Here is a 24,908-nt window from a genome sequence, read left to right on the forward strand (position 1 = left end):
CGCACGCCATGTCGAAGGAAATCCGCATCAACGCGTTTCTGGCCTTCGCGCCGACGCACCTTTCGCCGGGGCTATGGGCGCATCCGCGTGACCGCGCGCTCGACTACAACTCGCTCTCGCTCTGGACCGATCTCGCGAAGACGGCGGAACGCGGCGGCTACGACGCGCTTTTCTTCGCCGATGGCATCAGCCAGTACGACGTCTATGGCGGCTCGAACGCCGCGGGCGTGCGCTGGGGCCTGCAGTTCCCGCGCCTCGATCCGCTCTTGCTGGTTTCCGCGATGGCGCAGGTCACCGAGCATCTCGGCTTCGCGGTGACAAGCAGCGTGAGCTACGAAGCCCCGTTCCTCTTCGCGCGGCGCATGTCCACGCTCGATCATCTGACGCGCGGGCGCATTGGCTGGAACATCGTGACGAGTTTCGGGCAGAGCGGCGCGCGGGCGATAGGACAGGACGGCGCGCGGCCGCACGACGAGCGTTACGATCTCGCCGACGAATACATGGAGATCGTGTACCGCCTGTGGGAAGAAAGCTGGGAAGACGGCGCGGCGGTACGCGATACCGAGACCCGCGTTTTCGCCGATCCGGCGCGCGTTCACGAGATTCGCCATGAAGGAAGATTCTTCTCGATGCAGGGCACGCATTACTCGGAGCCTTCCCCGCAACGCACACCGCTTTTGTATCAGGCAGGCACGTCCAGTCGCGGCAAGGACTTCGCCGCGCGTCATGCCGAATGCGTGTTCCTGAGTTCGCCGACCGCGCATCTGGTCGCGCGCGATGTCGCCGATGTGCGCGCACGGGCCGCCGCGCTCGGCCGCGATCCCGCTTCGGTGTTGTTCTTCGCGCTTGCCACCGTGATCGTCGCGCCGACCGCCGAAGAGGCGCAGGCGAAGTGGCAGGACATTCAGCGCCACGTGAGTCTGGAAGGCGCGCTTGCATTGTTCTCGCGCTGGAGCGGTATCGACCTGTCGAAGTACAGCCCCGACGATCCGTTGCGCTACGTGAAGAGCGAGGGCATGCAGTCGGCGATAGAAGCATTCACCGTGGCCGATCCCGGGCGCGTGTGGACCATAGGCGAACTCGCGATTTTCAATGCCATTGGCGGCAAGGGACCGGTGTTCATCGGTTCGCCCACCGAAGTCGCCGATGCACTCGAAACCTGGATGGCGCAAACCGGCATCGACGGCTTCAATCTCAGTCACGCGCTGTTGCCCGGCACGCACGAAGATTTCGTCGATCTCGTCGTGCCCGAACTGCGACGTCGCGGCGTCTATAAACCGGCCTATCGCGCAGGCACCTTGCGCGAAAAACTCTATGGCGAGGGCGCGGCGCACCTTGCCGCGCCGCATCCCGCCGCATCGTTCCGAAGCGCTCACAGCGTTTCGCCCATCGAGGACGAAAGCCATGCTTGATACCGCATACGAGACCATCACCGTCGAGCCGCTCACGCGTCATATTGGCGCGCAGATTGGCGGCATCGACCTGACGCAGCCGCTTTCCACGCAGCAGGTGGCCGACGTGCGCCGCGCGCTGCTCGCGCATCAGGTGATCTTCTTTCGCGATCAGCCGATCACTCTGGACCAGCATCTCGCGCTCGGCCGGCATTTCGGCACGTTGCACGTGCATCCGAATAGTCCCGGTCCCGAAGGTTACCCGGAGATCCTGACGATCCACGCAGATGCCGGCAGCAAACGCGTCGCGGGTGACCACTGGCACTCGGACGTGTCTTGCGACGAAGCGCCGCCAATGGGCAGCATCCTGCATCTGCATACGCTGCCATCGCATGGCGGCGACACGCTCTTTTCCAGTTCCTACGCGGTGTATGAATCGCTGTCGCCCGGCTTTCAATCTTATCTCGAAGGACTGACCGCCACGCACGATGGCGAGCCGACTTATCGGCAGCGCAATCGCCTGCGCGGTATCGACGATACGGGCAAGCGCTTTCCGAAGGCATCGCATCCGGTGGTACGCACGCATCCGGAAACGGGACGTCGTGGCGTATTCGTCAATTCGAACTTCACGACGCACATCGATGGCGTGTCCGAGGCGGAGAGCGAAGGCATTCTGCGCCTGCTCTATGCACGCTTCGCCGCGCCCGAGTTCCAGGTGCGCTTTCGCTGGCAGCCGCATTCCATCGCCTTCTGGGACAACCGCACGGTTCAGCATCTCGCCGTGTGGGATTACTACCCGGAAGTGCGCTCGGGTTTTCGCGTAACGATCAACGGTGACAAGCCTTTCCTATGAGCCACGACGCACAGCGCATCAAGAAGGAAATCCGCGTCAATGCATTCGCCTTGCACAGCCCCGTGCATCATTCGCCAGGCATGTGGCGGCATCCGCGCGACCGCTCGCTCGAATACAACACGCTCGATTACTGGGTCGATCTGGCGAAGACGCTGGAGCGCGGGCTGATCGATTCGCTCTTCATGGCCGACAGCATCGGCGTGAACGACGTGCACGGCGGCAATATCGATACGGCCTTGCGTCACGGAGCGCAGGTGCCGAAGCAGGACCCGATCATGTCGCTCTCCGCGATGGCCTACGCCACGCGCGATCTCGGCCTGTGCGTCACGAGCAACGCCAATCACGAGCCGCCGTATGTGTTCGCGCGCCGCATGTCCACGCTCGATCACCTGACGCGCGGACGCATCGGCTGGAACATCGTCACGGGCTTCGCACAGAGTAGCGTGAGAGTGCTCGGCAAGGACGGCGTCGCCTCGCGCGACGAGCGCTACGATATCGCCGACGAGTATATGGATGTCGTCTACAAGCTATGGGAAAGCAGCTGGGAAGACGGCGCGAGCGTGCGCGACCGCGACACCGGCATCTTCGCCGATCCGTCGAAGGTGCATCGCGTCGATCATCACGGCAAGTACTTCAAGGTGCAGGGCATCCACATGACCGAGCCTTCGCCGCAGCGCACGCCGGTGCTGTTCCAGGCGGGGTCGTCGGCGCGCGGGCAGCGCTTCGCGGGACGTCACGCCGAAGGCATCTATCTGAGCGGGCCGAGCAAGAAGGTGCTGACGCCCGTGGTGTCGGGCACGCGCGCGGAAGCGGTCAAGGCAGGACGCGACGGCCGCGACATTCAGTTCTTCACGATGGCGACCATCGTCACCGGCCGCACCCCGCGCGAGGCGCGCGACAAATACGAGGACTATCGCCGCTACGTGACGCCCGAAGCCGCGCTGGCGATGTTTTCCGGCTGGACGGGCATCGACTTCTCGACTTACGACCCCGACGAGCCGATCCGTTACATGCAGCTCGATGCGGGCACGTCCTCGGCGCTTGAAGGCTTCACACGGCTCGATCCGGAACGCGTTCGGACTGTGCGCGAACTCGCGTTGCATAACGCCATCGGCGGACGCGGTCCAGTGTTCATCGGCGCACCGGACGAAGTGGCGGATGCACTCGAAGACTGGGTCGATGAAACCGATATCGACGGCTTCAATCTGAGCTATGCCGTTACGCCGGAAGCCTACGAGGACTTCGCGGAATTGATCGTCCCCGAGTTGCAGGCGCGCGGCCGCTACAAGACGCGCTATGCACCGGGCAGCCTGCGCGAGAAGCTCGGCGGGCAAAGCAGCTTCCTGAACGCGCGTCATCCCGGCGCCGCGTTTCGCCGCTAACTCCTTCGAAGACTCCACCATGAGCACTTCCAGACGACTCTCCGACGCACTCGCCGCCCTGCCCGCACTCGCCGACGAAATCGGCGCCGATGCCGCCCAGCGCGAGCTGCGCCGGGAACTGCCGTTCGCGGCCTTCGACGCGTTCCGCCGTTCGGGCCTCGGCGCGTTGCGCATACCCGCCGAACGCGGCGGACTGGGCGGCTCGCTCGAAGACGCTATTCACGTCGTCACGACGCTCGCGGCGGCCGAGTCGAACGTCGCGCATGCGTTGCGCGTGCATTTCGATGTCGCCGAATCCATGCGTCTTGCACCGGACACGCCGTTTCACGACCGGCAAGTGCGCCGTATCGTCGAAGGCGGGTTGTTCGGCGGCGCATCGGGCGAACAGGGCACGGCGCGCGCGGGCGAAATCGAAACGGCATTGCGGCGCGAGGGCGACCACTTCCGCGTCACGGGCAAGAAGTATTACACGACCGGCACGGCGTACGCCGACTTCGTGCGCACCAATCTGGTCGATGAAAACGGCAAGGGCGTGACGGCCATCATTCCGGTACGCACGGAAGGACTCGAAGTGCTCGACGACTGGGACGGCATGGGTCAGCGCATGACGGCAAGCGGCAGCGTGGTGTTCGACAACGTGAAGGTGGACGCAAGCGAAGTGATCGAGAAAGGCTATCCGTCGCTCGTCGGCCGGCACGGCGGCGCGTATCGGCAGTTGCACCTCGTCGCGGTGGCGGCGGGGATCGTGCGCAATGTCGTGTCCGATGCGCGCGGCTATGTCACGGGACATGGGCGGCCGGTCATGCACTCCACCGCGGCCACGGCCCGCGAGGACGTGTTCATTCAGCAGGTGGTGGGCGAACTTTCGGCGTTGAGTCACACGATCGATGTGCTGGTGCGGGACAACGCGCGCACGCTCGATGTGTCGTCGAACGCCATCCGCAATGCCGATCCGGCCGCGGATGAACTCGTGCTGCAAAGCGCGCTCGCCACGGCGCGCACGCAGATCGTCGTCGGCAAGCTGGCCTTGCAGGCGGGCGAGCGTCTCTTCGATGCGGGCGGCGCGTCCGCGACTTCGCGCAAACATAACTTCGATCGGCACTGGCGCAATCTGCGCACGATCTTCAGCCATAACCCCCTGCATCATAAGGCGAAGGTCGTGGGCGACTACGTGCTCAATGGCGTGAAGACGCATTTGGTGGAGGGCCGGACGTTTTAGGCGCGCGTCGTTTGTTGCAAGGAAACGGGTCGACCGGTAGTTGCATTTCGCCCCGATGCCACCGGAAGTAGCGGCACTTTTAGTCATGCGCGGCACCGCTTTGGTCGCAAGAGGTTGAAGCCAGCGCAAACCACGCCCGACTCTCCCGCGTGATAAGGTCACAGGAAACCTTGGGAGCGAACATCATGCAAAAATTGACTCCGGCTGGCGAGCAAATCGTCGGAGAAATTGCCCGGCGACACGGCTTCAGCACCGATGCCGTGATGAGCATGCTGGAATCCGTGATTCGGGGAAACGGCGGCATGGCGCAATTCAGCCACCCTGAGTTCGGAGGTTCCGGCCAGTGGATGCTGGGTGGCATGACCATGGTCTCGGACCTGTTCAACAACCACCTGAAGGGTCAGGTGAACGGCTTGTGCTCCGAGCTTTCTGGCCTGATCGCCAGTCAGCCCGACCTGATTCGCAGCGGCAGTTTTCAGTCGCAGAGCCAGGGTGCTCAGTATCAGCATCGCGATGGTGATGGTCATCGACAGCAGACTGCAGGCGGCCCCGTCGGCTCGGTGAGTCTCTTCGTTCCCGCCGATACGAGCAACTCCGGCAACTGGTGGCCCGCCGATCTAGGCTGGCCGAATAGCACCGGCGCACAGAACGGCATGCGCTACGCGTTCTTCTCTCAAGCCAAACGCCTGGCGATAGAAGTGAACGGAAAGACGACGCTTTACGACACGCTCGATCACGAGATCGGCGGCTTCTCGCAGCAGCAGTCGCACGGTGCGTCTCTTACGTTTGGAAGCCAGCACGGTTTGGTCGATGTCGGGAGCCTTCCTGTTGTCTCCTCAAGCGGGGGTTTGCCTGTGCAGGAGGCGCCGGTGAGTGCTCGGTCATCGGCGGCAGAGTCGGATGTGTTTGCCACCATCGAGAAGCTCGCTCAATTGCACGCTAAAGGAATTCTTAGCGATGAAGAGTACGCTTCGAAGAAGGCGGAGTTGTTGGGACGGTTGTGAGCGTCGGGCGGTGTTTGTTGATTGGAGAATACGCTTCCCGCCTTGACGCATTCGATGGGCGCGCGATGCGTAGTTGGAGGTGCTTAATCGTCGATCGGGCGCCGAGCTCGACAGACATGCACGGCCACTTGCCTTCATACGCATGACTTCGAACCCCTCACCTCGACACCGGATACCCGACTCATGAACGAACGCCAGCTTCGTATCGATCTCGCTGCCGCATTCCGATGCTTCGCCCGGCTGGGCATGCACGAGGCCGTCGCGAATCACTTCAGCGCGGCCGTATCGCCAGATGGACGCAAGTTTCTGATGAACCCGAAGTGGGTGCATTTCTCGCGCATCCGCGCAAGCGACCTGCTGTTGCTCGATGCCGACGACGCCGACGACCTGGCCGGCCGCGACGATATCGATCCCACCGCGTGGGCCATCCACGGACAGCTTCACAAGCTCGCTCCGCATATCCGCGTCGCAATGCATCTGCATCCGATTCACGCTACCGCGCTCGCATGTCTCGCCGACCCGGAGATCAAGCCGGTCGAACAAAACACGGCGCGTTACTTCAATCGCGTTGCGCTCGATACGTCCTTCGGTGGCATGGCCGATACCGCGGCAGAAGGCGCGCGTCTGGCCGGCCTACTCGGTGACAAGTCGCGCTTGATGATGGGAAATCACGGCGTCATGGTGACATCTTCGACCGTTGGTGAAGCGTATGACGACATGTACACGCTCGAACGCGCCTGCCAGATTCTGTGCATGGCGTACGCAACGGGACAACCGCTGAAACTGCTGTCGCCAGAAGTCGCCGAGAAGACGGCGCGCGACTGGGAAGGCATTGCGGATTTCTCCCTCGCGCACTTCGAAGAGATGAAGCGCATTCTGGACAAGGAAGACCCGTCCTACGCCGACTGAGATGAAGCCGTTTCGCGACACCGCGGCAACTCGAACGGCCTCGCGCAGCGTCGAGGCAAGTACGCTTCAAACGCCGACCGCAGGCTCGTAGCCAATCTCTCGCTTGTCGGCGGTGATCACTCGAATGGGCTTGCCTTCGATCCACGCGCGAATATTCTCGACCGATTCGCCATAGTAGATGGCGTACGAGTCCTCGGTCACGTAACCGATGTGGGATGTCGCGATCACGTTGCTCATCGAGCGAAGGGGATGCCCGGCGGGCAGTGGCTCCATATCGTAGACATCGAGCGCCGCGCCCGCAATCTGTCCGCGCTGCAACGCGTCGATCAACGCTCGTTCGTTGACGATGGGTCCGCGCGCCGTGTTCACCAAAAGCGCATTCGGCTTCATGGTGGCGAGTTCCGCCGCGCCTATCAGGTCTCGCGTGCGCTCCGACAAGCGGACGTGAATGGAAAGAATATCGCTTCGTGCAAGCAGTTCTTCCTTTGTCACATAGGTCGCGCCATGCTTGGCGGCCGCCTCCGGCGTCATGTTCTGGCTCCACGCAATCGTCTTCATGCCGAACGCCTGTGCCACGCGGGCGGTCACGCTGCCGGAATAACCCAGCCCGAGAAGACCGATCGTCTTGCCGTTGAGATCGCGGCCGACCGACACTTGCCAGCCTCCTTCGCGAAACGAAGCCGCCTCGCTGGGAATGTGGCGCGCCGCCGCGAGGATGAGCGCCCAGGTGTGCTCCGCCGCAGCCGTCAACGAAGAAGCCGTCGCGCAGACCGTGATACCGAGTTCGTCGGCGGCTTCGATATCGATAGCCGCATTCCACGGCCCCGTGCTCGCAAGCAGCTTCAGGTTCTCGAGCTTCGACAGGACGTTTCGCGTGAAGCGGGTGCGCTCGCGCATGACGCAGAGAATGTCATACGGCCGAAGACGTTCGATGAGTTCCGCTTCGTCATCGATATGGTCGGTGAACACATCGATTTCGGCGTGCTCTCGCAAGCCGTTCCAGTTGCCGAACTTGAGCGAGGTATTCTGGAAGTCATCGAGAATGGCGATCTTGTGCATGAGCGTCGTGTTTTCGTGAGAACGTATGGAGAACGTGTCGGTCATCTCAAACCGGCTTGCTTGTCTGCGGCTTGAACCCTACGAGCATGACGATGATCCCGAGGACGAGTATCGCCGTCATCACGTAGAGGCCGCTCACGAGCGTGCCGGTCATCGTCTTGAGCCAGCCGATCACGAATGGGCTGCAAAAGCCGCTGAGCAAGCCGATGCAATTGACGAACGCAATGCTTGCCGCCGCAGCAGGCGAGCCATGAAGATAATCCGCGGCGAGCGACCAGATCAGCACGTTGGTCGCGAAGATGCCGATCGATGCGAAGGTCAGCAAGGTGACGGTCAAAGCCGGCGAGTTCGTCGGATGCGACACGAGAAGCAACGCCACCGCACCCACGACACCGGCGCAGGCCGCGTGCCAGCGCCGTTCGAGCATGCGGTCGGAACTGCGGCTGATAGCCACCATGCCGATAGCGCCCATGGCGTAGGGAATCGTCGAAAGCCAGCCCAATTGCGAGAGGTTCGAGATGCCTGAATCTTTCATGACGGTAGGAAGCCAGAAAGTCACCGAATACGTTCCGCAGACAAACGCAAAGTCGATGAAGGCAAGCATATAGACCTTCGGGTCCGCAAGCGCATCCGCAAGGCGTCCGTGACCGCGATGTTCATTCTTGCGCTTGCGTTCGGTCTCGACGAGAAAGCCATCGCGAAGCACTTTCTTTTCTGATTCGCTGAGCCAGCGCGCCTTGTCGATATTGTCGTCCAGCAAGAACAACGTGACGATGCCAAGCGCCACGGCCGGTAACGCCTCGACGATATAAAGCCATTGCCATCCCGCCATGTTGGCGACATGCGCGAGTTGCGTCATCGCCCATCCCGAGACGGGACCGCCAACCAGACCCGCGACCGGAAAGCCGACCATGAAGCAGGCGATGATCACGCCGCGCCGCTTCTCCGGAAACCACGAGCTCAGATAAAAGATGACGCCTGGGAAGAAGCCCGCCTCGAAGACGCCGAGCAGCAACCGCACGGCGTAGAACTCGGTGACGTTCGTCACGAACGCCGTGCACATGCCGACGATTCCCCAGCAGATCATGATGCGCGCAATCGTCTTCTTGGCGCCCACCCGCCTGAGCAACATGGCGCTCGGTACTTCCAGCAGACAGTACGAGAGAAAGAAGATGCCGGCGCCGAGGCCGTAGACGCTGTCGCTGAAACCGAGCGCGTCCTGCATCTGCAGTTTCGCAAAGCCGACATTGATGCGGTCCAGAAAAGCCACGACGTAGCAAACGAACAGCAATGGCACGATGCGAAGCGTGACGCGCAGATAGAGCGCCCGCTCTTCGGCGCTCGACGTCGAGACGGTTGATGATTCGTCGGATACCGCCGGCTCGGGTTCAACAAAGGTACGATTCACAGCGTGTCTCCTTCGTTCGATAGTGTCTCTCTCTATCCCGACGTCTGCGCGGCTTTTAATCGGCTGCCGCTGCGCGGAACCTTGGACCGGTCCAGTGTAAAGAGGCCGCGCTCAGGCGAGATAATGAAACCTTCCGATCAGGTGAGATGCGCGGGTTATATCGGTGATAACCAGTATCGAACGTAATGACACGCAGCGCGGATTCACTGGCTATTCGCGCTTTACAACTCACGCGCAGCCGTCGCAGAATGCGGCCTTCAGTGCTGACGTTCACGCATGACCGTTTCCGGAGCCAGACATCGATGCATGATTCATCGGCAGAGCAGGTTCGTCCCGCCGCACCGCGATACACCTTCGTCCTCATTCATGGCGCGTGGCATGGCGGCTGGTGCTGGCGCTTCGTCGCCGACAAGCTGATCGCGCGCGGTCATCGTGTCTTCGCGCCGACACTGACGGGCTTGGGCGAACGGCGGCATCTGCTGGAAGCCGCGACGTCGCTTGATGTCTGCATCGAAGATATAAAGAATCTGATCGATGCCGAAGAGCTCTCGAACATCGTCATGGTAGGTCACAGCTTCGGCGGACTGGTGGCTTCGGGCGTCGCGGACCGCATGCCTCACGCAATACGTTCGCTCGTCATGCTGGACGCGTTGCTCGTCGATAACGGGCAAGCTGCTTTCGATGTGCTACCGCCGGAGGTGGTGCGCGAGCGCATGGAATCCGTTCAGGCGAGCGATCAGCCGCTGGCGATGCCCGTCAACGGATTGAAGGGCACCGGAATTCCGGAAGATCATGCACGCGCCGCGTGGGTGCGAAGGCGCCTGACGCCTCACCCGCTCGCAACCTACACCACGCCGCTCGACTTACAGCATCCGCTCGGCAATGGGCTGTCGTGTACCTACGTGCATTGCACGAACCCTTCATACGAGACGCTCGAACCCGTGCGCGAACGCATCAAGGGTTTGCCCGCGTGGAATTGGGAGACCATCGACACGGGACACGACGCGATGGTGCTCGCGCCGGATCTGCTCGTCGATCTGCTGGAGAGGCTGGCCTCGAACGCGTGAGGGTGAGCATGAGGGTGAATGACAGCGGCGAGCCCTAAGCCGCCATTGCTTCCCCTGCTCGCACGAACGTCTTCGGCAAGCCTGCACGCGCAATGGCGCCTGTGAATGGTTCGCCCGGCAACCACGCGGCAATCGTCTCGCGTATCGCCAGCAACTTGTCTATATCGATGCCCGTGGTCATGCCCTGCGCTTCGAGCATGAACACCGTGTCTTCGGTGTTGATGTTGCCCGTGGCGTTCGGCGCGAACGGACATCCGCCGAGTCCGCCGAGCGAAGAGTCGAACGCACGCACACCCGCATCGAGTGCGGCCATTACGTTGGCCAAACCGAGTCCGCGTGTATCGTGGAAATGGCACGCAACCGGCAGGGGCCCCGCAAGCTCCATGACGCGACGCATGAGCGCATAGACCTGCGCGGGATTCGCATAGCCGACCGTATCGGCGATGGTGATCTCCTGCGCGCCCGCCTCGATCAACGTTTCGACCAGCCCGAGCACGATGCCTTCATCCACCTCACCGGCAATGGTGCAGCCGAACGCCGTCGCCACGCCTGCGCCCAGCACGACGCGCCGGCCGAGTTCATCGCGCGCCGCCGCAATGCGCACGAAGTCTTCGACGGATTCCGCCGTGCTGCGCCGAACGTTCTTCAGGTTGTGCTCGTTGCTCGCGGACAGCACGTAGTGGACCTTGTTCAAGCCGACATCGAAGGCACGCTGCGCTCCCTTCAGGTTCGGCACGAGCGCTGCCGCGTGCAATCCGTCGATGGCAAGCGCGCCCGTCGCCACCTCGACCGCATCGGCAAATTGCGGCACGATCTTCGGCGGCACGAAGGACGTCACTTCGATATCGGTCACGCCCGCATCCACCATGCGCGCGCACCATTCGAGTTTTTGCGCGGCGCCGAGAATGGTGCGGACCATCTGGAGGCCGTCGCGCAAGCCGACTTCACGTATCTGTACTGCTACATCTTTCATTTTCACTCCCTTCGTTCAGATGGTTGCATCCGGTACGCGTTCACCGCCTTCCTCGGCGCGTCCTTCGCTCACCGGCGCGCTCGATGTGGACGGCGCAAGCACGACAGCCGCGATGGCGCCGAGCACCATCAGCGTGGCAATCGCGCCAAGGCCGCCTGCCATGCTGTTGGTCATCGTCTTGATGGAGCCGATGATCATCGGGCTCACGAAGCCGCCGAGCAGACCCACGCAATTGATCACCGCCACGCCGCCCGCCGCGCCGCTGCCACGGATGTAATCCGTCGAGATTGCCCAGATGAGCGGGTTGGGCGCGAGTATGCCCGCGGTCGCCACCGAGAGCGCCGCAAGCGACAGCGCGAGATTGCCGGTCGTGAACGCCGCGACGACGAGTCCCGCGGCACCGAAGATCATGGCGATGGCGCAATGCCAGCGGCGCTCCATCGTGCGGTCCGAATGACGGTTGAGCATGATGAGCGCGACCCAACTCACGAAATACGGAATGGCGGAATAGCAGCCGATCTGCAACGCGCTCGACACGCCCGCGCTCTTGATGAGCGTCGGCAGCCAGAAGCCGATGGCGAACACGCCGGCAATCTGCGTGAACCACACGAAGCCCATCACGTAGACGCGAAAGTCCGTGAGCGTGCGTCCGAACGTGTGCTCCTCGTGCTTCGCCGACACGCTCGAACTCTTGCGGATATCCGCGAGCACGACGGCTTTTTCGCTTTCCGTGAGCCACTTCGCCTGCTGCGGGCCGTCATCGAGATAAAAGAACGCCACCACGCCCAGCACGGTCGCGGGCAAGCCTTGCACGATGAACATCCATTGCCAGCCGTGCAGACCGAAGTAGCCGTTGAAGTACGTCATGAGCGCACCGGACAGCGGCCCGCCGAACAAGCCCGCAATGCCCGTTGCACACGTGAAGAGCGCGATGACCTTGGCGCGCCGTTCGACCGGATACCAGCGCGTGAGATAAAAGATCACGCCCGGATAAAGCCCCGCTTCGGCAAGCCCAAGAAAGAAGCGCACGGTGTAGAGATGCGAAGGCAGCGTGACGAATGCCGTGCCCGCCGCGATCAAGCCCCACAGGATCATGATGCGTGAGAACGTCCGCTTCACACCGATGCGCGCCAAGAGCAAGTTGCTCGGCACTTCCATCAGCACGTAGCCGAGGAAGAAGATGCCCGCGCCGATGCTGTATGTGAGATCGCTGAAGCCGACATCGTGCTTCATGTCGAGCTGCGCAATGCCTATGTTGATGCGGTCGAGAAACGCGAACACATAGCACAGGAACAGGAACGGGATGAGCCGGCGCGTGATCTTGCCATACGTCGCTTCGGCTTTCGGCATGTCGAAGCTGCCGATGTTGGGGGTCATGTCTGTCTCCTCCGGTTATCCGGGTATAGGTATGCCGGCTGTTGCGTTCGAACTAAACGCCATTGAATCGCGGTGCGCGCTTCTCGTTGTACGCGCTGATGCCTTCTAGACGGTCCGCCGTCGGAATCAGCCGGTTATAGGCTTCGATTTCCAGATAAAGGCCCGTGCGCAAGTCGCCCTGCATGCCGAGGTCGACCGCCTTCTTGGCTTGCGCGACGGACAGCGGTGCGCTCGTGCAGATGTCGCGGGCGGCGTCGATGGCATCGGCGAGCACGCCGCCCGGCTCGCAAAGACGATTGACGACGCCCCACGCCAATGCTTCCTGCGCCGTGAATTTCGCTCCCCGGAAGATCAGTTCCTTCGCGCGGCGGGCGCCGATGGTGCGCGGCAATTGCTGCGTGCCGCCGCCGCCCGGCATGATGCCGCGCTTCACTTCGGTGAAGCCGAAAACGGCATGTTCCGATGCATACGCGAAATCGCAGGCGAGCAGCAGTTCGAGCCCGCCCGCGACCGCCGCGCCGTTCGCCGCGCAGATGATCGGGACGGGGCAATAGGTGATCGCGCGGTTCATGCGTTCGAACAAATAGTGCTGCACGCCGAAGTGCTCGTCGGTCATGCCTTCGCGTTCCTTGAGATCCGCGCCGCCGCAAAACGCACGCTCTCCCGCGCCCGTCAGAATGACGCAGCGATAGAGCGTGGGATCGGCTTCAAGCGCGCCGAAAACGCGAATGATCTCCTGTCCCATCGTCGTGCTGATCGCGTTCGACACATTCGGGCGGTTCAGGGTGACGACGAGAATTTGCTGATCGATGTCTTCGAGCGACAGCGTGTCGAGCGCGCCGCCAAGTTGCGATGCGAGTTTCAAGATGTCTCCAGTGGCGTCTTCGCCAGCAGATGGTTATGTTCGCCGAGCTTGGGCGTGATGCCCACATGCGCGGGCCGTGCCCCGCCGAACGATATCGGCACGCCGACGACCGTGGCCGCGCCATCGTCGGTCGTGCGCAAGAGGTCGAGCGCTTTCGTCTGCTCGTGCGCGACCACCTGATCGATGGTCTGGATGGGCCCGCACGGAATGCCCGCCCCGTCGAGCGCTTCGAGCCAGTGCGCGGTTCCGTGCTTGCGAAACTCGAGATGCAACAAGTCGATGAGCGCGACGCGATGGCTCACGCGGGCGCCGTTGGTCACGAAGCGCGCATCGTCGGCGAGTGTCGGGATAGACAATACGGTGCAGAGGCGGCGGAACAATCGGTCGTTACCGGCCGCGACCATGATCGTGCCATCCGCGCATTCGAACGCCTGATGCGGCACGATCGCAGCCGTTCCCGATCCCCAGCGGCCCGGCAGCACGCCTGAGGCGAGATAATCCGCGATCTGAATGCCGGCCCAGCTGATCGCGGTTTCGTACAGCGACACGGTGACGACCTCGCCCACGCCAGTCGTCTGGCGTCGGAAGAGCGCAGCCAGCACGCCGATTGCCGCCCACAAGCCGGTGCCCATGTCGTTGACCGACACCGGTATGCGCGAGAGCGGCTCGCCCGGCTGCCCCAGAAAACTCATGAGACCCGAAAGCGCCTGCACGAGCGGATCGTAGCCGGGCTTGTCGCGCAGCGGTCCCGCCGTGCCGAACGCGCCGAGATTGCAATAGACGAGCGAGGGCTTCATGCGCAGCATCTGCTCGCCGCCGAGGCCGTACTTCTCCGTGCCGCCGGCCTTGAGATTCTGCAGAACGACATCGGCGCGGCGCTCAATCAGCGCACGCAATGCCTCCGCGTCGTCGCGATTCGATAGCGTCATCGCAATGCTCTTCTTGCCGTGGTTCACCGCATGAAACAGCGCGGCGGCGCCATCGACGAAGGGCGGGCCCCAGTCGCGCGCATAGTCGCCGCCTTCCGCGCTTTCGATCTTGATGACCTCCGCGCCCAACGAGCCGAGGATCATGCCCGCATAGGGCGCGGCAAGACTATGGCCGATCTCGACCACGCACACGCCCGCGAGCGGCAAGGTCGGGCTCATGGCTTCGCCGGCGCTCATTCCGCCGCCACCGCGAGCGATGCGACTGCCGGCTCTTCCGCTGCCGGCTGTGCGCTCGGACCGTAACGTTGCGCGGCGGCTTCGGCGCTGACGTAGCCATCGGCGATATCGGCTGCCACGAGCAACGGATCGCGCTCGTGCGGATCGCCATAACCACCGCTGCCTGCCGGCTGCACCGACACGCGATCGCCGCGATACACCACCGTCTGTCCGCCCTTCGCCGCGACCGCGTGCTCGCTGCCGTCCGCCCGCTGCACGATGCATTGAAAGCGCGTGCCCGCCATCCCGCCAAAATGGCCTTCGGGCGCCGAGCGTCCGCGTTCGCCGGAGACGGTGAAGGTCGCCTCGTCATATTCGACGCGATAGACGCGCCGCGACGTCAGGCCGCCGCGTCTGCGTCCCGCGCCGCCGCTGTCGGTCACGAGCGACCATTCCTCGACGACGAGCGGCGATGTCGCCTCGATCATCTCGATGGACTGGCTGCCCGCGTTGCCCACGTACACACGCACACCGCTCACGCCATCCTTCTCGGCGCGCGCACCCATGCCGCCTGCGTGGACGTCGTGCATCGTGACGAACTCCTGGCCGGTGCGGCCAATGCGCGCCGGGTCCGTGTCGCGTCCGCTGAAGATGCCCGCGCACGACGCGCAGTTGCTTTGCCCCGTGATGCGCTTGGGCACCGCGGGCGCGAGTGCCTTCAGAAGCAGATCGATCACGCGTGGCGACGTTTCCGTATTGCCCGACACGACCGAGGCCGGATAGCGGCAGTTCAGCACGCTGCCTTCGGGCGCGATGATCGTCACCGGTCGATAGCAACCCTGATTGATCGGAATGCCCGGGTCGGTCAGCGCCTTTACCGTGAACCAGGTGCTGTTGCAGGTGACCGACAGCGGACAGTTGATGCCGCCGCGCACTTGCGCGCCGGTGCCGGTGTAATCGAACGTGATGTGATCGCCCGTCTTCGTCACCTTGACCTTGAGAAGCGGACGCTCCTGTTTCCAGCCCGGCGCTTCGATCGGATCGAGATACTCCTCGGCTTCGTAGACGCCATCGGGAATACGCGCTATTTCCGCGCGAATCAGCTTCTCCGAGTGATCGAGGCTCTGGCTCATCACGTCGCGCAAGGCATCGGCGCCATACTTCGCAACCAGATCGCCGATACGCCGGTCGCCGACGAACGTGCCCGCGTATTGCGCCTGAATGTCGAGCCGTAACTCGTGCGCATTGCGGCTATTGCGCGTGAGCAGGTTGAGCATGTCCTGCACAGGCTCGTCATTGCGATACAGAAACACCGGCGGAATGCGGATACCTTCCGCGAACACGTCCCATGTGGTGACCGTATAGCTGCCCGGAGACTGCCCGCCGATATCGGTCCAGTGGCCGCGCGTCATCACGAAGGCGACGATCTTGCCATCGGCGAAAACGGGGCGCGTGAACTGCACGTCCGGTTGATGATTGCCGCCGCCGACATACGCGTCGTTGCTGACGATGACATCTCCGGGGCGCAAGTTCTCGCGTCCCATCGCCTCCACCGAGACGCGCGTCGAGATGACGGCGGAGCCGAGCATCGTCGGAATGTCGTTGCCTTGCGCGACGAGCTGCATGTCGGCGTCGAAGATCGCGGCGGACGAGTCGCCGCTCGCATGCATGAGCGGGCTGCCGGCGGTGCGCATCATCGCGATCTTCATTTCACGCGCGACGGCAAAGAGACTGCTGCGGATGATTTCGTAAGTAACAATATCCATGAGGATGTCCGTTTATTCAGGCTGCCAGTTCGATGACGAGATTCAGATCGGGATCGACACGCGCGACGTGCGACGCCTTGAGCACGGCGCAACTGCTGTGCTCTTCGATGACGGCGGGCCCTTCGATCGTCGCGCCTATGGGAATCTCCATGCGCGCGAACACGGGAAGCGTGCGCACGCCGCCGTCGAAATAGACCTCGCGCGTACGCACCGGCTTCGGCATCGCGCCGCCCTTGCTGCTTGCGACGCCGCCGCGCCAACCCGTCGTCGTGACGAGTTGCAGACGCACGTTGGCGACCACGACCGGCTTGTCCTTGCTGATGAAATTCCATTGCCGCTGATGCGCGGTTTCGAAGGTTTGCGCAAGCGCGGCGCGAATGCCTTGCGCATCGCCCTGCACTTCGACGGTGATGACATCGGGCTGACCGGCATAGCGGCAATCCGCGAGACGCACCACTTTCACGCCGTCTGCATCGACACCATGACGTTGCAGCTCTTGCATGCCTTCGGCGGTGAGTTCGTCGAGCGCATGCTGCAAGGTGGCGTCGTCAATCATCGCGAGATCGCTTTCCAGCGGGCGCTGATAGTCGTATTGCTGGTCCGCGACCGTCATGCCGAATGCGCTGAAAAGCCCCGGCAGCGGCGGAATCACGACTCTTCGAATGCCCATCTCGTGCGCCAGATCGACCGCGTGCACCGGCCCCGCGCCGCCGTAACAGATGTACGAAAATTCGCGCGGATCGTAGCCACGTTCCACCGTCATGATGCGGATGGCTTGGGCCATCAGTGCATTGGCCACCGACCGCACGACTTGCGCAGCTTCCGGCACCGAGACGCCGAGCGGCTTGGCGATGACCTCTTCGACCACGCGCCACGCCGCCTGTGCGTCCAGTTTGAATTCGCCACCGAGGAAGCTGTCGGGATCGATATAGCCGAGCACGAGGTTGCAGTCGGTCACGGTCGGACGCGTGCCGCCGCGCCCATAGCACGCAGGGCCCGGATCGGCGCCCGCGCTTTCGGGACCGATCCGCACGCCGCCGCCCGCATCGATCCAGACGATAGAGCCGCCGCCCGCGCCCACCGAGTCGATATCGATGCTGGGCGAGCGCACGGTATAGGTATGCAGCAGGCTTTTGTTGCGCAGCTCCGGCCGAAACTCGCGGATCAGCGATACGTCGAACGTGGTGCCGCCCATGTCGCCGAGAATCGCGTTCTTGAGATCGCTTTTCTCGCAGTTGCGAATGGCCGCGGAAACGCCGCCCGCGGGACCGGATTCAAGCAGCACGATCGGCTTGTCGGCGACCATCGCGGGGCTTGCCAGACCGCCGTTCGACTGCATGAAGAGGAACTTGCCCGCGAAGCCGTGTTGCGCGAGCGTGCTGATGAGCCTGCCGATATACCGGCCGCAGACCGGACCGAGCATTGCGTTGATGACGGTCGAGCTCGTGCGCTCGTATTCCATCGCTTCGGGATTGACCTCGTGCGATGCGCAAATGAAGCGGTCGGGCAGCAAGCGGCGCAACGTATCGACGGCTTCGCGCTCGTGCTGCGGATTCACATGCGCATGCAGGAAGCACACGGCGACGGCTTCGATATCCGACTCGCGAATCTGTGCGGCAAGGGCTTCGAGTCCGGCGTGATCGAGCGGCATTTCCATGCTGCCGTCGTAACGCAGACGCTCCCCGACTTCGAGCCGCCAGCGCCGCTCGACGAGCGGACGCGGATTGTCGAACAGCAGATCGTACAGATCGGCGCGGTCGTGACGCGACACGCGCCGCAGTTCGAGGATGTCGCGAAAGCCGCGCGTCGTGACGAGTGCGGTTTTAGCGCCCGTGCCTTCCACGACCATGTTGGTCGCCATCGTCGTGCCGTGGCCGAGAAAGGCGACGTCTTCGCTTTGCGTGCCTGAAAGCTCCAGAATCTTGAGAAAGCCTTCGATCGTTCCGACGACGCGATCCTTCGGCGTCGTCGGCACCTTGGTCGACCAGATTTGCCCCGTTTGGTCATCCACCATCACGACATCGGTGAAGGTGCCGCCGACGTCGATACCGATTCTTTTCAATTTGCTTCTCTCCATAGGGATGCATGATTCGTCACGCCGCCCGCTTGTTCGCTTGCTCGTTCGTCGATCAATGCGGCTATGATCGAGCCGCGTGGCCGAGCATGGGCGGCGACGTCTGAGCCAGTGTAGGGAGAGAACGCCCTGGCCAGATAATGAAACCTTCGGATCAGGTGACAGGCTGGAGTTATATCGGTGATAACCAGTATCGATGCGATTTTGCGTAGATTGCGCGGCAATCACATTGCATTGTTGATCGCGCTGGACGACCACGGCTCGCTGCGCAAGGCGGCGCATCAGGTCTCGCTTTCACAGCCCGCCACGACCAAGTCGCTGCGCGAGATCGAGTCTTTGTTCGGCGCGGAGCTTTTCGCGCGCTCGCCGCGCGGCATCGTGCCGAACGAACTCGGCCGCTGTGTGATTCGCCATGCGCGCGCGGTCCGTTCGGAGATCGGCGCATTACGCGATGAACTCGCGGCCCTCTTGCGCGGCGGCGGCGGCACGCTCGCGGTCGGCGCGGTCATGGGCTCGGTCCCCGTATGGCTCACGCCCGTGCTGCGAGAGTTGCGGGGCATTCAGCCGGATATTTCCGTCGAGGTCTGGGAGGACAACAGTGCGCGGCTCTTGTCGATGCTCGATCAGCGGCTGCTCGATCTCGTGATCGGTCGGCCGAGCATCAGCGTTCATCCCGAGGCTTACGACTTCATTCCGCTCGAAGTGGAGGAAGTGTGTTTCGTCGTCGATGGCGCGGACCCGCTGGCCACGGACGCGAACGTGACGTTCGCGGGCATCGGCGAGAATCCGTGGATCGTCCCTCAGGCCACCCTGCCAATGCGCTCGCTTCTCGAACAGCTATTCGACGATGCGCAAGTGCCCTTCCCGCGCTATGCGATCGAGACGTCATCGACGTTCGCGACCTTGTCGCTCTTGCGCTCCGGCGCGGGGACGGTGGGATTGATGCCGCTCAAGGTGGCGAGATACTTCGAGGAACATGGACTGGTGGCGGTGCTGCCCATACGAATCGACAGGACAGGCGCGCCTTATGGAATTGCCACGCGGCGTGGGGCGACGCTTACGCAGCCGGTGCAGCGGTTCATCGAGTTGTGTGTCGCGAAGCGGGACGCAATGGCGTAAGTGGTAAGTCGAAGCCGTGCGGTGAGTGCGTGTGCCTGGCGATGATGGCGAACATTTCCACCGATGCCAAAGACCTCCACCGACACGCAGCCCGACAACTCAAGTCCCCGCCAGCTCGCGCCGAAACAAGTCATAGGTCCGTTCATTCGCAAGCTCTGCCGCGGCCGCATCGTAATGCAAACCTGTGTGCCGCGCGAACGCATGACTGCATCCGGGATACGCGTACACCGTCACATTCGTCCTGTCCTTCATCGCCGCCTTGATTGCGGCCTGTGCATCCGTCGATATGAATTCGTCTTCGGTACCGAGATGCATGATCATCGGCGCTCGTATGCTGTCTGCTTCGCCCAAGTACTGATCAGTCTGACCGCCGTAATAAGCCGCGGCGGCATCGACACCCTCGCGTGCGGTCGTCAGGAAAGTCATCAGACCGCCGAGGCAAAAGCCCATCAACCCGCACTTACCGTTCGACTCGGGCAAGGCACGTCCCATGGCAACCGTGGCGCCGACATCTCGAACACCCAGATCGATGTCGAATGCCTGATAGAGCGCAAAGCCCTTTTTCCATTCCTCCTCGGACCAGCTATTCAATTCGACGCCCGGTTCTAGCCGCCAGAAGAGATCGGGACACAGCGCGATGAATCCTTGCCTCGCCAACTCCTGACATGTTTCCCGCATGTCCGCGTTGATGCCGAAAATTTCAGGCAGTACCACGACGGCGGGCGCCGGCGTGTTGGCGGGAAGTTCGACATAAACGGCGAAGGTGCCATCGTCGGTATGCAGTTGCCTATATTCGCCCATGAGATACCTCTCCAAGAGATTTCGAAAGATGCCAACGGATGGCCTCGTTCAACGCGACTACGTGTCTTCGCTCAAACGCCTCTTCTAAGCGGACTTGTCGGTCTGCTTGACCTGAGAAGCTTCTTGCAACGCGTGCCGAAACCAGACCTTGTCCAACAACCACTGAAACAGCGATGTGCCTTTTTCTTCTTCCACCGGCATGGGATTCGTCAACTGGCCGAGCTTGTCCTGACGATAAGCGAGGAGCTGACACAACTGCTTCGCGACGTCCCGATGATCTTTCAGGAACGACGTCATATCGTCCTTACCGAGTTGATATAGCACTACGGGTGTGAGCGTCGAGATGGATACGTGCATCGGCAAACCGGCAAGCAGCCCGGCCTCCCCGAAGGCCTCTCCGGGACCGACGCGGGCAACTTCGCGATCTCCTGTCGCTTCGTGATGAGTGACCGACAGCACACCCGAATGAACGATAGAGAGACTGTCGGGCACCGTGTCAGGCGCGAGTATCTGCTGCCTTGCCTGATACTCGTGCCGCAAGAGCCGCTTGGCAAGCCGCTCTATTTCATCGCTCGTCAGACTGTCGAACAGGCTCACGCGTCTGAGCAAGGCCTCTCGTGCATCGTGCGCGGTCACGGCGGGCGCGGGAATGCCGAGCGCGCGCAGCGCCACGGACGAAGCCGCGAGATGCCGGTAACAAAGATCGAACAACTCGTTGGACACGGACGACTTCTTGTTCATGTCATCGACGAACGCCACGACTTCGTATTGCACCGAATTGAGCGTGGCGCGCTTCATCCGCGCATAAGGTGCGGGGCTGTCGAGAATGACATTACAGCCGGTCAGGGCACGGCCCAAGGCATCGAGCACGGTCTTTGGCCGGGCTTCGGGATCGATCTCGAGAATGAGAGAAATTCCGTGGATGTTCGCCGGCCTGCTGTTATTCGAAATCTTGGCTTTCGATGCAACCGCGTTAGGCACGATAAGCGTATTGCCCTGACCCGTGAGCAAATGCGTGGCGCGCCAGTTCATTTCGATCACTTTGCCTTCGACGTCATCGATCAAGACCCAGTCGCCAACCGAATAAGGCTCCGTGGTGTTGAGCACGATGCCCGCGAACACGTCGCTCAACGTGCTTTGAATGGCGAGACCGAGCACGATGGCGAGCGCGCCCGACGTCGCAACCAGCCCGCGTACCGGCAATTCGAGCACGAAGCCGAGCGCTGCCACGGCCGCTGCGAGAAAGACCACCGCACCGAACACATCTGAAAATAGCCGCTGCTTGCGCCAGGCGCGCGGCAACAGCAAGGTGTCGAGCGAAAGCGTGAGCAACCGCGCGCCCGTCAGCCACCAGATGATTTCGAGCACTTGCCCAAGCCAGTGCAATTCGACGACGGCAGCGTAAGGCGCCTGAGTGAACGGATTCAGGTCAGAGGAAAAGAGGTCCCAACTCAACGCGACGAAAAGCGCGAGCCGTATGAACAGCCGCGCGAGGTCTTGCGCGGGCAGACGCGCGCGCCACACGACGACATCCAGCGCGACGATAGCGAAGCCCAGTATGAGTGGGTATTTCACAGGGGCATCCTCGAATGACGACATCGAGAGGATACACATCCGCAAACGCGCGTGCGTTGGTCGGTGCCATGGCATATTAACGCTGCCTGCGCACGCATTTGCGCACCCGACGGTAAAAACACGGAAGCGATATGAACGGTCCATCACTCGACGAGCACGTTCGCGCCCTTTCCAGCGAAGCGGACTTCCACTCGGTGCGCTTCGTCGATGAACGCACGGACGATCACAAGGTCCGCAACGACGTGATCCAGCCACTTCGCACCGCGCGCGATCGCGGCGCAATGCTCACTGCATGGCACGGCGCCGGCGCGGGCTATGCGGCGACCGCCGACTTGTCCCCGGCTGGCTTGCAGGCGGCGCTCGACCTCGCCACGCGCCGCGCCAAGGCAAGCGCACGCGTCTCGCTCGTCGATCACAGGCTCGCCGCGCGTCCATCGCAAAGCGGCGAATACGCGTCGCCCGGCATCGAGGCCACGCTGCCGGCGCGGCGCGAATGGCTTGAACGGCTCGCGGAAGAATGCGCCGCGGCGAGCATCGACCCGCCTATCGTCGAGCGCACCGCGTCCATGCAGGTCATCGAAAGCGAACAAACCTTGATCACGAGCGACGGCGTTCGCATCGAGCAGCGTTTCCGGTTCGCCATGCCGCAATTGGCAGTAGCGGCGCACGCCCACGGCGATACCCAAGTCCGCACACTGGGCGGCGATTACGGAACCATCGCGCAAGGCGGCGTCGAAATCCTCGATCGCTTCGCTTTCGATGGCGCCGGCGAGCGGCTGGCCAACGAAGCGCTCGCGCTTCTCGCCGCGCCGAACTGCCCGAGCGGCGTGCGCGACCTGCTCCTCATGCCCGATCAGATGATGCTGCAAATCCATGAGTCGATCGGTCATCCGCTCGAACTCGACCGCATTCTCGGCGACGAACGCAACTTCGCCGGATCGAGCTTCGTGAAGCCCGAGTTCTTCGGCACCTACCAATACGGCTCGCCGCTCTTGAACGTGACGTTCGATCCCGGCGTGGCCGCTGAGGTCGCCACCTACGCATTCGACGACGACGGCGCCGCTGCGAGCAAACACCATCTGATCGGCAACGGCGTGCTCGAACGCGCGCTCGGCGGCACGCTCTCGCAACAACGCGCGGGCATCGGCGGGGTCGCGAATTCGCGGGCATCGAGCTGGAACCGCCCGCCTATCGACCGGATGGCGAACCTCAATATCGAAGCTGGCGAGAGTACGCTCGACGAGATGATCGCGAACATCGAACAGGGCATTCTGATGCGCACGAACACCTCGTGGTCCATCGACGACTATCGCAACAAGTTTCAATTCGGCTGCGAGTTCGGGCAACTGATCGAGAATGGCCGGCTTACGCAAGTGGTTCGCCAACCGGGCTATCGCGGCATTTCGGCGAATTTCTGGCGCAGCCTCGTCGCGGTCGGCAACGAAGCAACGCGCGGCATCTACGGCACGGCAATGTGCGGCAAGGGTGAGCCAATGCAGATCGTGCGCGTGGGCCATGCATCGCCTGCATGCGTGTTCAGCAACGTGGATGTGTTCGGAGGCACGCGATGACGGCCGCCGCGGCAAACTGGGAACATCGCTTCATGCGGCTCGCGGATGTCGTCGAGCGTCGGCTCGTCACAGGCGAAGTGGCATTGACCACACTTGCCGCCGAGGAATCGGACTTCGTGCGCTTCAATGCAGGCAAGGTCCGTCAGATCGGGCACGTCTCGCAGGGCGCGTTGACGCTGCGGCTCATCAGGAACGAGCGCCAGGCCTATTCCACGCTCACGATAAGCGGCGACGCGCATACGGACGACGAAGCCATCGCCGGGACGCTCGCCGCGCTGCGGGCCGCGCTCGAAGACGCCAGCGCCGATCCGCATTTGCTCGTCGATACGGCGACATGGACCCAGGCCACTCGACGACGCGGCACGCTGCCGGAGATCGAATCGCTCTTGAGCGTGGTCGAACGATGCGCGGCACGGCTCGACTTCGTCGGCTTCTATGCCGGTGGTTCGATGGCGCGCGGCTTTGCATCGTCGAATGGGAGCCGTGGCTGGCATGAACTCGACAACTTCAACTTCAGCTGGTCGCTTTACGATGCAAGCGGACGCGCAATCAAGACGACCTACGCGGGCGAGCAATGGAGCGACGAAGTCTTCGCAAGAAAAGTCGAAGAGGCCGCGGCGCGCATGCCGGTGTTGGCCCGGCCCGCGCGCACGCTTGCGCCGGGGAATTATCGTGCATGGCTCGCGCCGGCCGCGCTTGCCGAACTCATCGGCACGGCGTCCTTTACGGCGTTTTCGGCACGCAAGCAGGCAACATCGCGTAGCGAGTTTCATCGCCTGAATAGCGGCGAGGCTTCGCTTGACGAACGCGTCACGCTCACCGAAGACATCGGTCTTGGCATTACACCGGGCTTTAGTGAAGACGGCTACGAGCGCGAGACCGTCCCGCTGATTCGAGCAGGCCGCGGCGCGCAGCAACTCACCAGCGCGCGCACGGCCCGCGAATACGGCTTGCGTCCCAACGGCGCGCCCGCGAATGAGATGCCCATATCGCTTTCGATGCAAGGCGGCGATCTCGCCGACAGCGACGTGCTCGCCGCGCTCGACACCGGTCTTTATGTCGGCAACCTGTGGTACGTGAACTTCTCCGACCGGATGGATTGCCGCATGACCGGCATGACGCGCTTTGCCACGTTCTGGGTCGAGCATGGCGAGATCGTCGCGCCCATCGAAGCCATGCGCTTCGACGACAGCCTTTATCGGCTGCTAGGAAGCGAACTCGACCGGATAGGCGCCACGCCCGAACTGCTGTTGAACGACTCGACGTGGGGCGAACGTTCGACAGGCGGCCTGCAATTGCCAGGAGTGCTGGTGCGCGGTTTCAGGCTAACGCTTTAGTCATTGCCTTGAG

At 62.7% G+C, this 24,908-nt stretch carries 20 protein-coding genes; 10 read left to right on the forward strand and 10 right to left on the reverse strand.

Annotation, left to right across the window (positions count from 1 at the left end):
* Positions 1-8: 8 nt before the first annotated feature.
* From P9292_RS09190 to P9292_RS09215, 6 genes are all read left to right on the forward strand, one after another.
* On the forward strand, positions 9-1,412 hold the full coding sequence (locus P9292_RS09190; RefSeq protein WP_309958640.1) for an LLM class flavin-dependent oxidoreductase: 1,404 nt from the start codon (positions 9-11) through the stop codon (positions 1,410-1,412).
* Positions 1,405-2,244, forward strand: a complete 840-nt coding sequence (locus P9292_RS09195; protein ID WP_309958641.1) for a TauD/TfdA family dioxygenase — start codon at positions 1,405-1,407, stop codon at positions 2,242-2,244. The genes P9292_RS09190 and P9292_RS09195 overlap by 8 nt, the downstream gene beginning before the upstream one ends.
* Before the next feature lie 17 nt (positions 2,245-2,261).
* Positions 2,262-3,626 (forward strand): LLM class flavin-dependent oxidoreductase, encoded by a 1,365-nt coding sequence (locus tag P9292_RS09200; protein WP_409015148.1) that lies wholly within the window; start codon positions 2,262-2,264, stop codon positions 3,624-3,626.
* Positions 3,627-3,645: 19 nt separating this feature from the next.
* Positions 3,646-4,845, forward strand: coding sequence for an acyl-CoA dehydrogenase family protein (locus P9292_RS09205; protein ID WP_309958643.1), 1,200 nt, complete (start codon positions 3,646-3,648; stop codon positions 4,843-4,845).
* 185 nt (positions 4,846-5,030) lie between these two features.
* Positions 5,031-5,849, forward strand: coding sequence for an SHOCT domain-containing protein (locus tag P9292_RS09210; protein WP_309958644.1), 819 nt, complete (start codon positions 5,031-5,033; stop codon positions 5,847-5,849).
* A gap of 183 nt (positions 5,850-6,032) precedes the next feature.
* Positions 6,033-6,758: a class II aldolase and adducin N-terminal domain-containing protein gene (locus tag P9292_RS09215; protein WP_250511069.1), complete on the forward strand. Its 726-nt coding sequence runs from the start codon at positions 6,033-6,035 to the stop codon at positions 6,756-6,758.
* A 66-nt stretch (positions 6,759-6,824) separates the two neighbouring features.
* On the opposite strand, the gene P9292_RS09220 is transcribed toward P9292_RS09215, so the two are convergent.
* Together P9292_RS09220 and P9292_RS09225 are read right to left on the reverse strand one after the other, a co-directional pair.
* Entirely contained in the window at positions 6,825-7,817 is a 993-nt protein-coding gene (locus P9292_RS09220) for a D-2-hydroxyacid dehydrogenase family protein (RefSeq protein ID WP_250469518.1), read from the reverse strand.
* Between the two features lie 46 nt (positions 7,818-7,863).
* Positions 7,864-9,225, reverse strand: coding sequence for an MFS transporter (locus tag P9292_RS09225; RefSeq protein WP_250469404.1), 1,362 nt, complete (start codon positions 9,223-9,225; stop codon positions 7,864-7,866).
* A 302-nt stretch (positions 9,226-9,527) separates the two neighbouring features.
* On the opposite strand from P9292_RS09225, the gene P9292_RS09230 reads away from it, so the two are divergent.
* A complete protein-coding gene (locus tag P9292_RS09230) occupies positions 9,528-10,292 on the forward strand; it encodes an alpha/beta hydrolase family protein (RefSeq protein WP_309958645.1) in 765 nt (254 codons plus the stop codon).
* Positions 10,293-10,326: 34 nt separating this feature from the next.
* Here P9292_RS09230 and P9292_RS09235 read toward each other — a convergent pair whose 3' ends face one another.
* Genes P9292_RS09235 through P9292_RS09260 form a run of 6 tightly spaced genes read right to left on the reverse strand, consistent with a single transcriptional unit; the run spans position 10,327 to position 18,480 of the window.
* Positions 10,327-11,265 (reverse strand): hydroxymethylglutaryl-CoA lyase, encoded by a 939-nt coding sequence (locus P9292_RS09235; RefSeq protein ID WP_309958646.1) that lies wholly within the window; start codon positions 11,263-11,265, stop codon positions 10,327-10,329.
* 15 nt (positions 11,266-11,280) lie between these two features.
* A complete protein-coding gene (locus P9292_RS09240; protein WP_244830742.1) occupies positions 11,281-12,642 on the reverse strand; it encodes an MFS transporter in 1,362 nt (453 codons plus the stop codon).
* Positions 12,643-12,694: 52 nt separating this feature from the next.
* A complete protein-coding gene (locus P9292_RS09245; RefSeq protein WP_309958647.1) occupies positions 12,695-13,507 on the reverse strand; it encodes an enoyl-CoA hydratase-related protein in 813 nt (270 codons plus the stop codon).
* Entirely contained in the window at positions 13,504-14,673 is a 1,170-nt protein-coding gene (locus P9292_RS09250) for a CaiB/BaiF CoA-transferase family protein (RefSeq protein ID WP_244830746.1), read from the reverse strand. Before P9292_RS09250 ends, P9292_RS09245 begins: the two co-directional genes overlap by 4 nt.
* Positions 14,670-16,418 carry a hydantoinase B/oxoprolinase family protein gene (locus P9292_RS09255; RefSeq protein WP_244830748.1) on the reverse strand — a complete coding sequence of 583 codons (1,749 nt, stop codon included), beginning with the start codon at positions 16,416-16,418 and terminating at the stop codon, positions 14,670-14,672. Before P9292_RS09255 ends, P9292_RS09250 begins: the two co-directional genes overlap by 4 nt.
* A 16-nt stretch (positions 16,419-16,434) precedes the next feature.
* A complete protein-coding gene (locus P9292_RS09260) occupies positions 16,435-18,480 on the reverse strand; it encodes a hydantoinase/oxoprolinase family protein (protein ID WP_309958648.1) in 2,046 nt (681 codons plus the stop codon).
* Positions 18,481-18,672: 192 nt separating this feature from the next.
* Between P9292_RS09260 and P9292_RS09265 the strand changes: the two genes are divergently transcribed.
* Complete coding sequence (locus tag P9292_RS09265) at positions 18,673-19,611, forward strand: LysR family transcriptional regulator (protein ID WP_250469397.1); 939 nt, start codon at positions 18,673-18,675, stop codon at positions 19,609-19,611.
* Between the two features lie 99 nt (positions 19,612-19,710).
* Here the strand turns inward: P9292_RS09265 and P9292_RS09270 are convergent, their stop codons facing one another.
* Together P9292_RS09270 and P9292_RS09275 are read right to left on the reverse strand one after the other, a co-directional pair.
* The gene (locus P9292_RS09270; RefSeq protein WP_250469395.1) at positions 19,711-20,412 is read right to left on the reverse strand and encodes a dienelactone hydrolase family protein; all 702 of its coding nucleotides are present in this window, start codon (positions 20,410-20,412) and stop codon (positions 19,711-19,713) included.
* Positions 20,413-20,496: 84 nt separating this feature from the next.
* Positions 20,497-21,987 (reverse strand): mechanosensitive ion channel family protein, encoded by a 1,491-nt coding sequence (locus tag P9292_RS09275; RefSeq protein WP_309958649.1) that lies wholly within the window; start codon positions 21,985-21,987, stop codon positions 20,497-20,499.
* Positions 21,988-22,118: 131 nt separating this feature from the next.
* On the opposite strand from P9292_RS09275, the gene P9292_RS09280 reads away from it, so the two are divergent.
* Both P9292_RS09280 and P9292_RS09285 read left to right on the forward strand, forming a co-directional pair.
* Positions 22,119-23,558 (forward strand): TldD/PmbA family protein, encoded by a 1,440-nt coding sequence (locus tag P9292_RS09280; RefSeq protein WP_309958650.1) that lies wholly within the window; start codon positions 22,119-22,121, stop codon positions 23,556-23,558.
* A complete protein-coding gene (locus tag P9292_RS09285; protein ID WP_309958651.1) occupies positions 23,555-24,895 on the forward strand; it encodes a metallopeptidase TldD-related protein in 1,341 nt (446 codons plus the stop codon). Before P9292_RS09280 ends, P9292_RS09285 begins: the two co-directional genes overlap by 4 nt.
* Positions 24,896-24,908 lie beyond the last annotated feature (13 nt).

Origin of the sequence: Caballeronia sp. LZ001, from assembly GCF_031450875.1 — a bacterium.
In the GTDB taxonomy this organism is placed as follows: domain Bacteria; phylum Pseudomonadota; class Gammaproteobacteria; order Burkholderiales; family Burkholderiaceae; genus Caballeronia.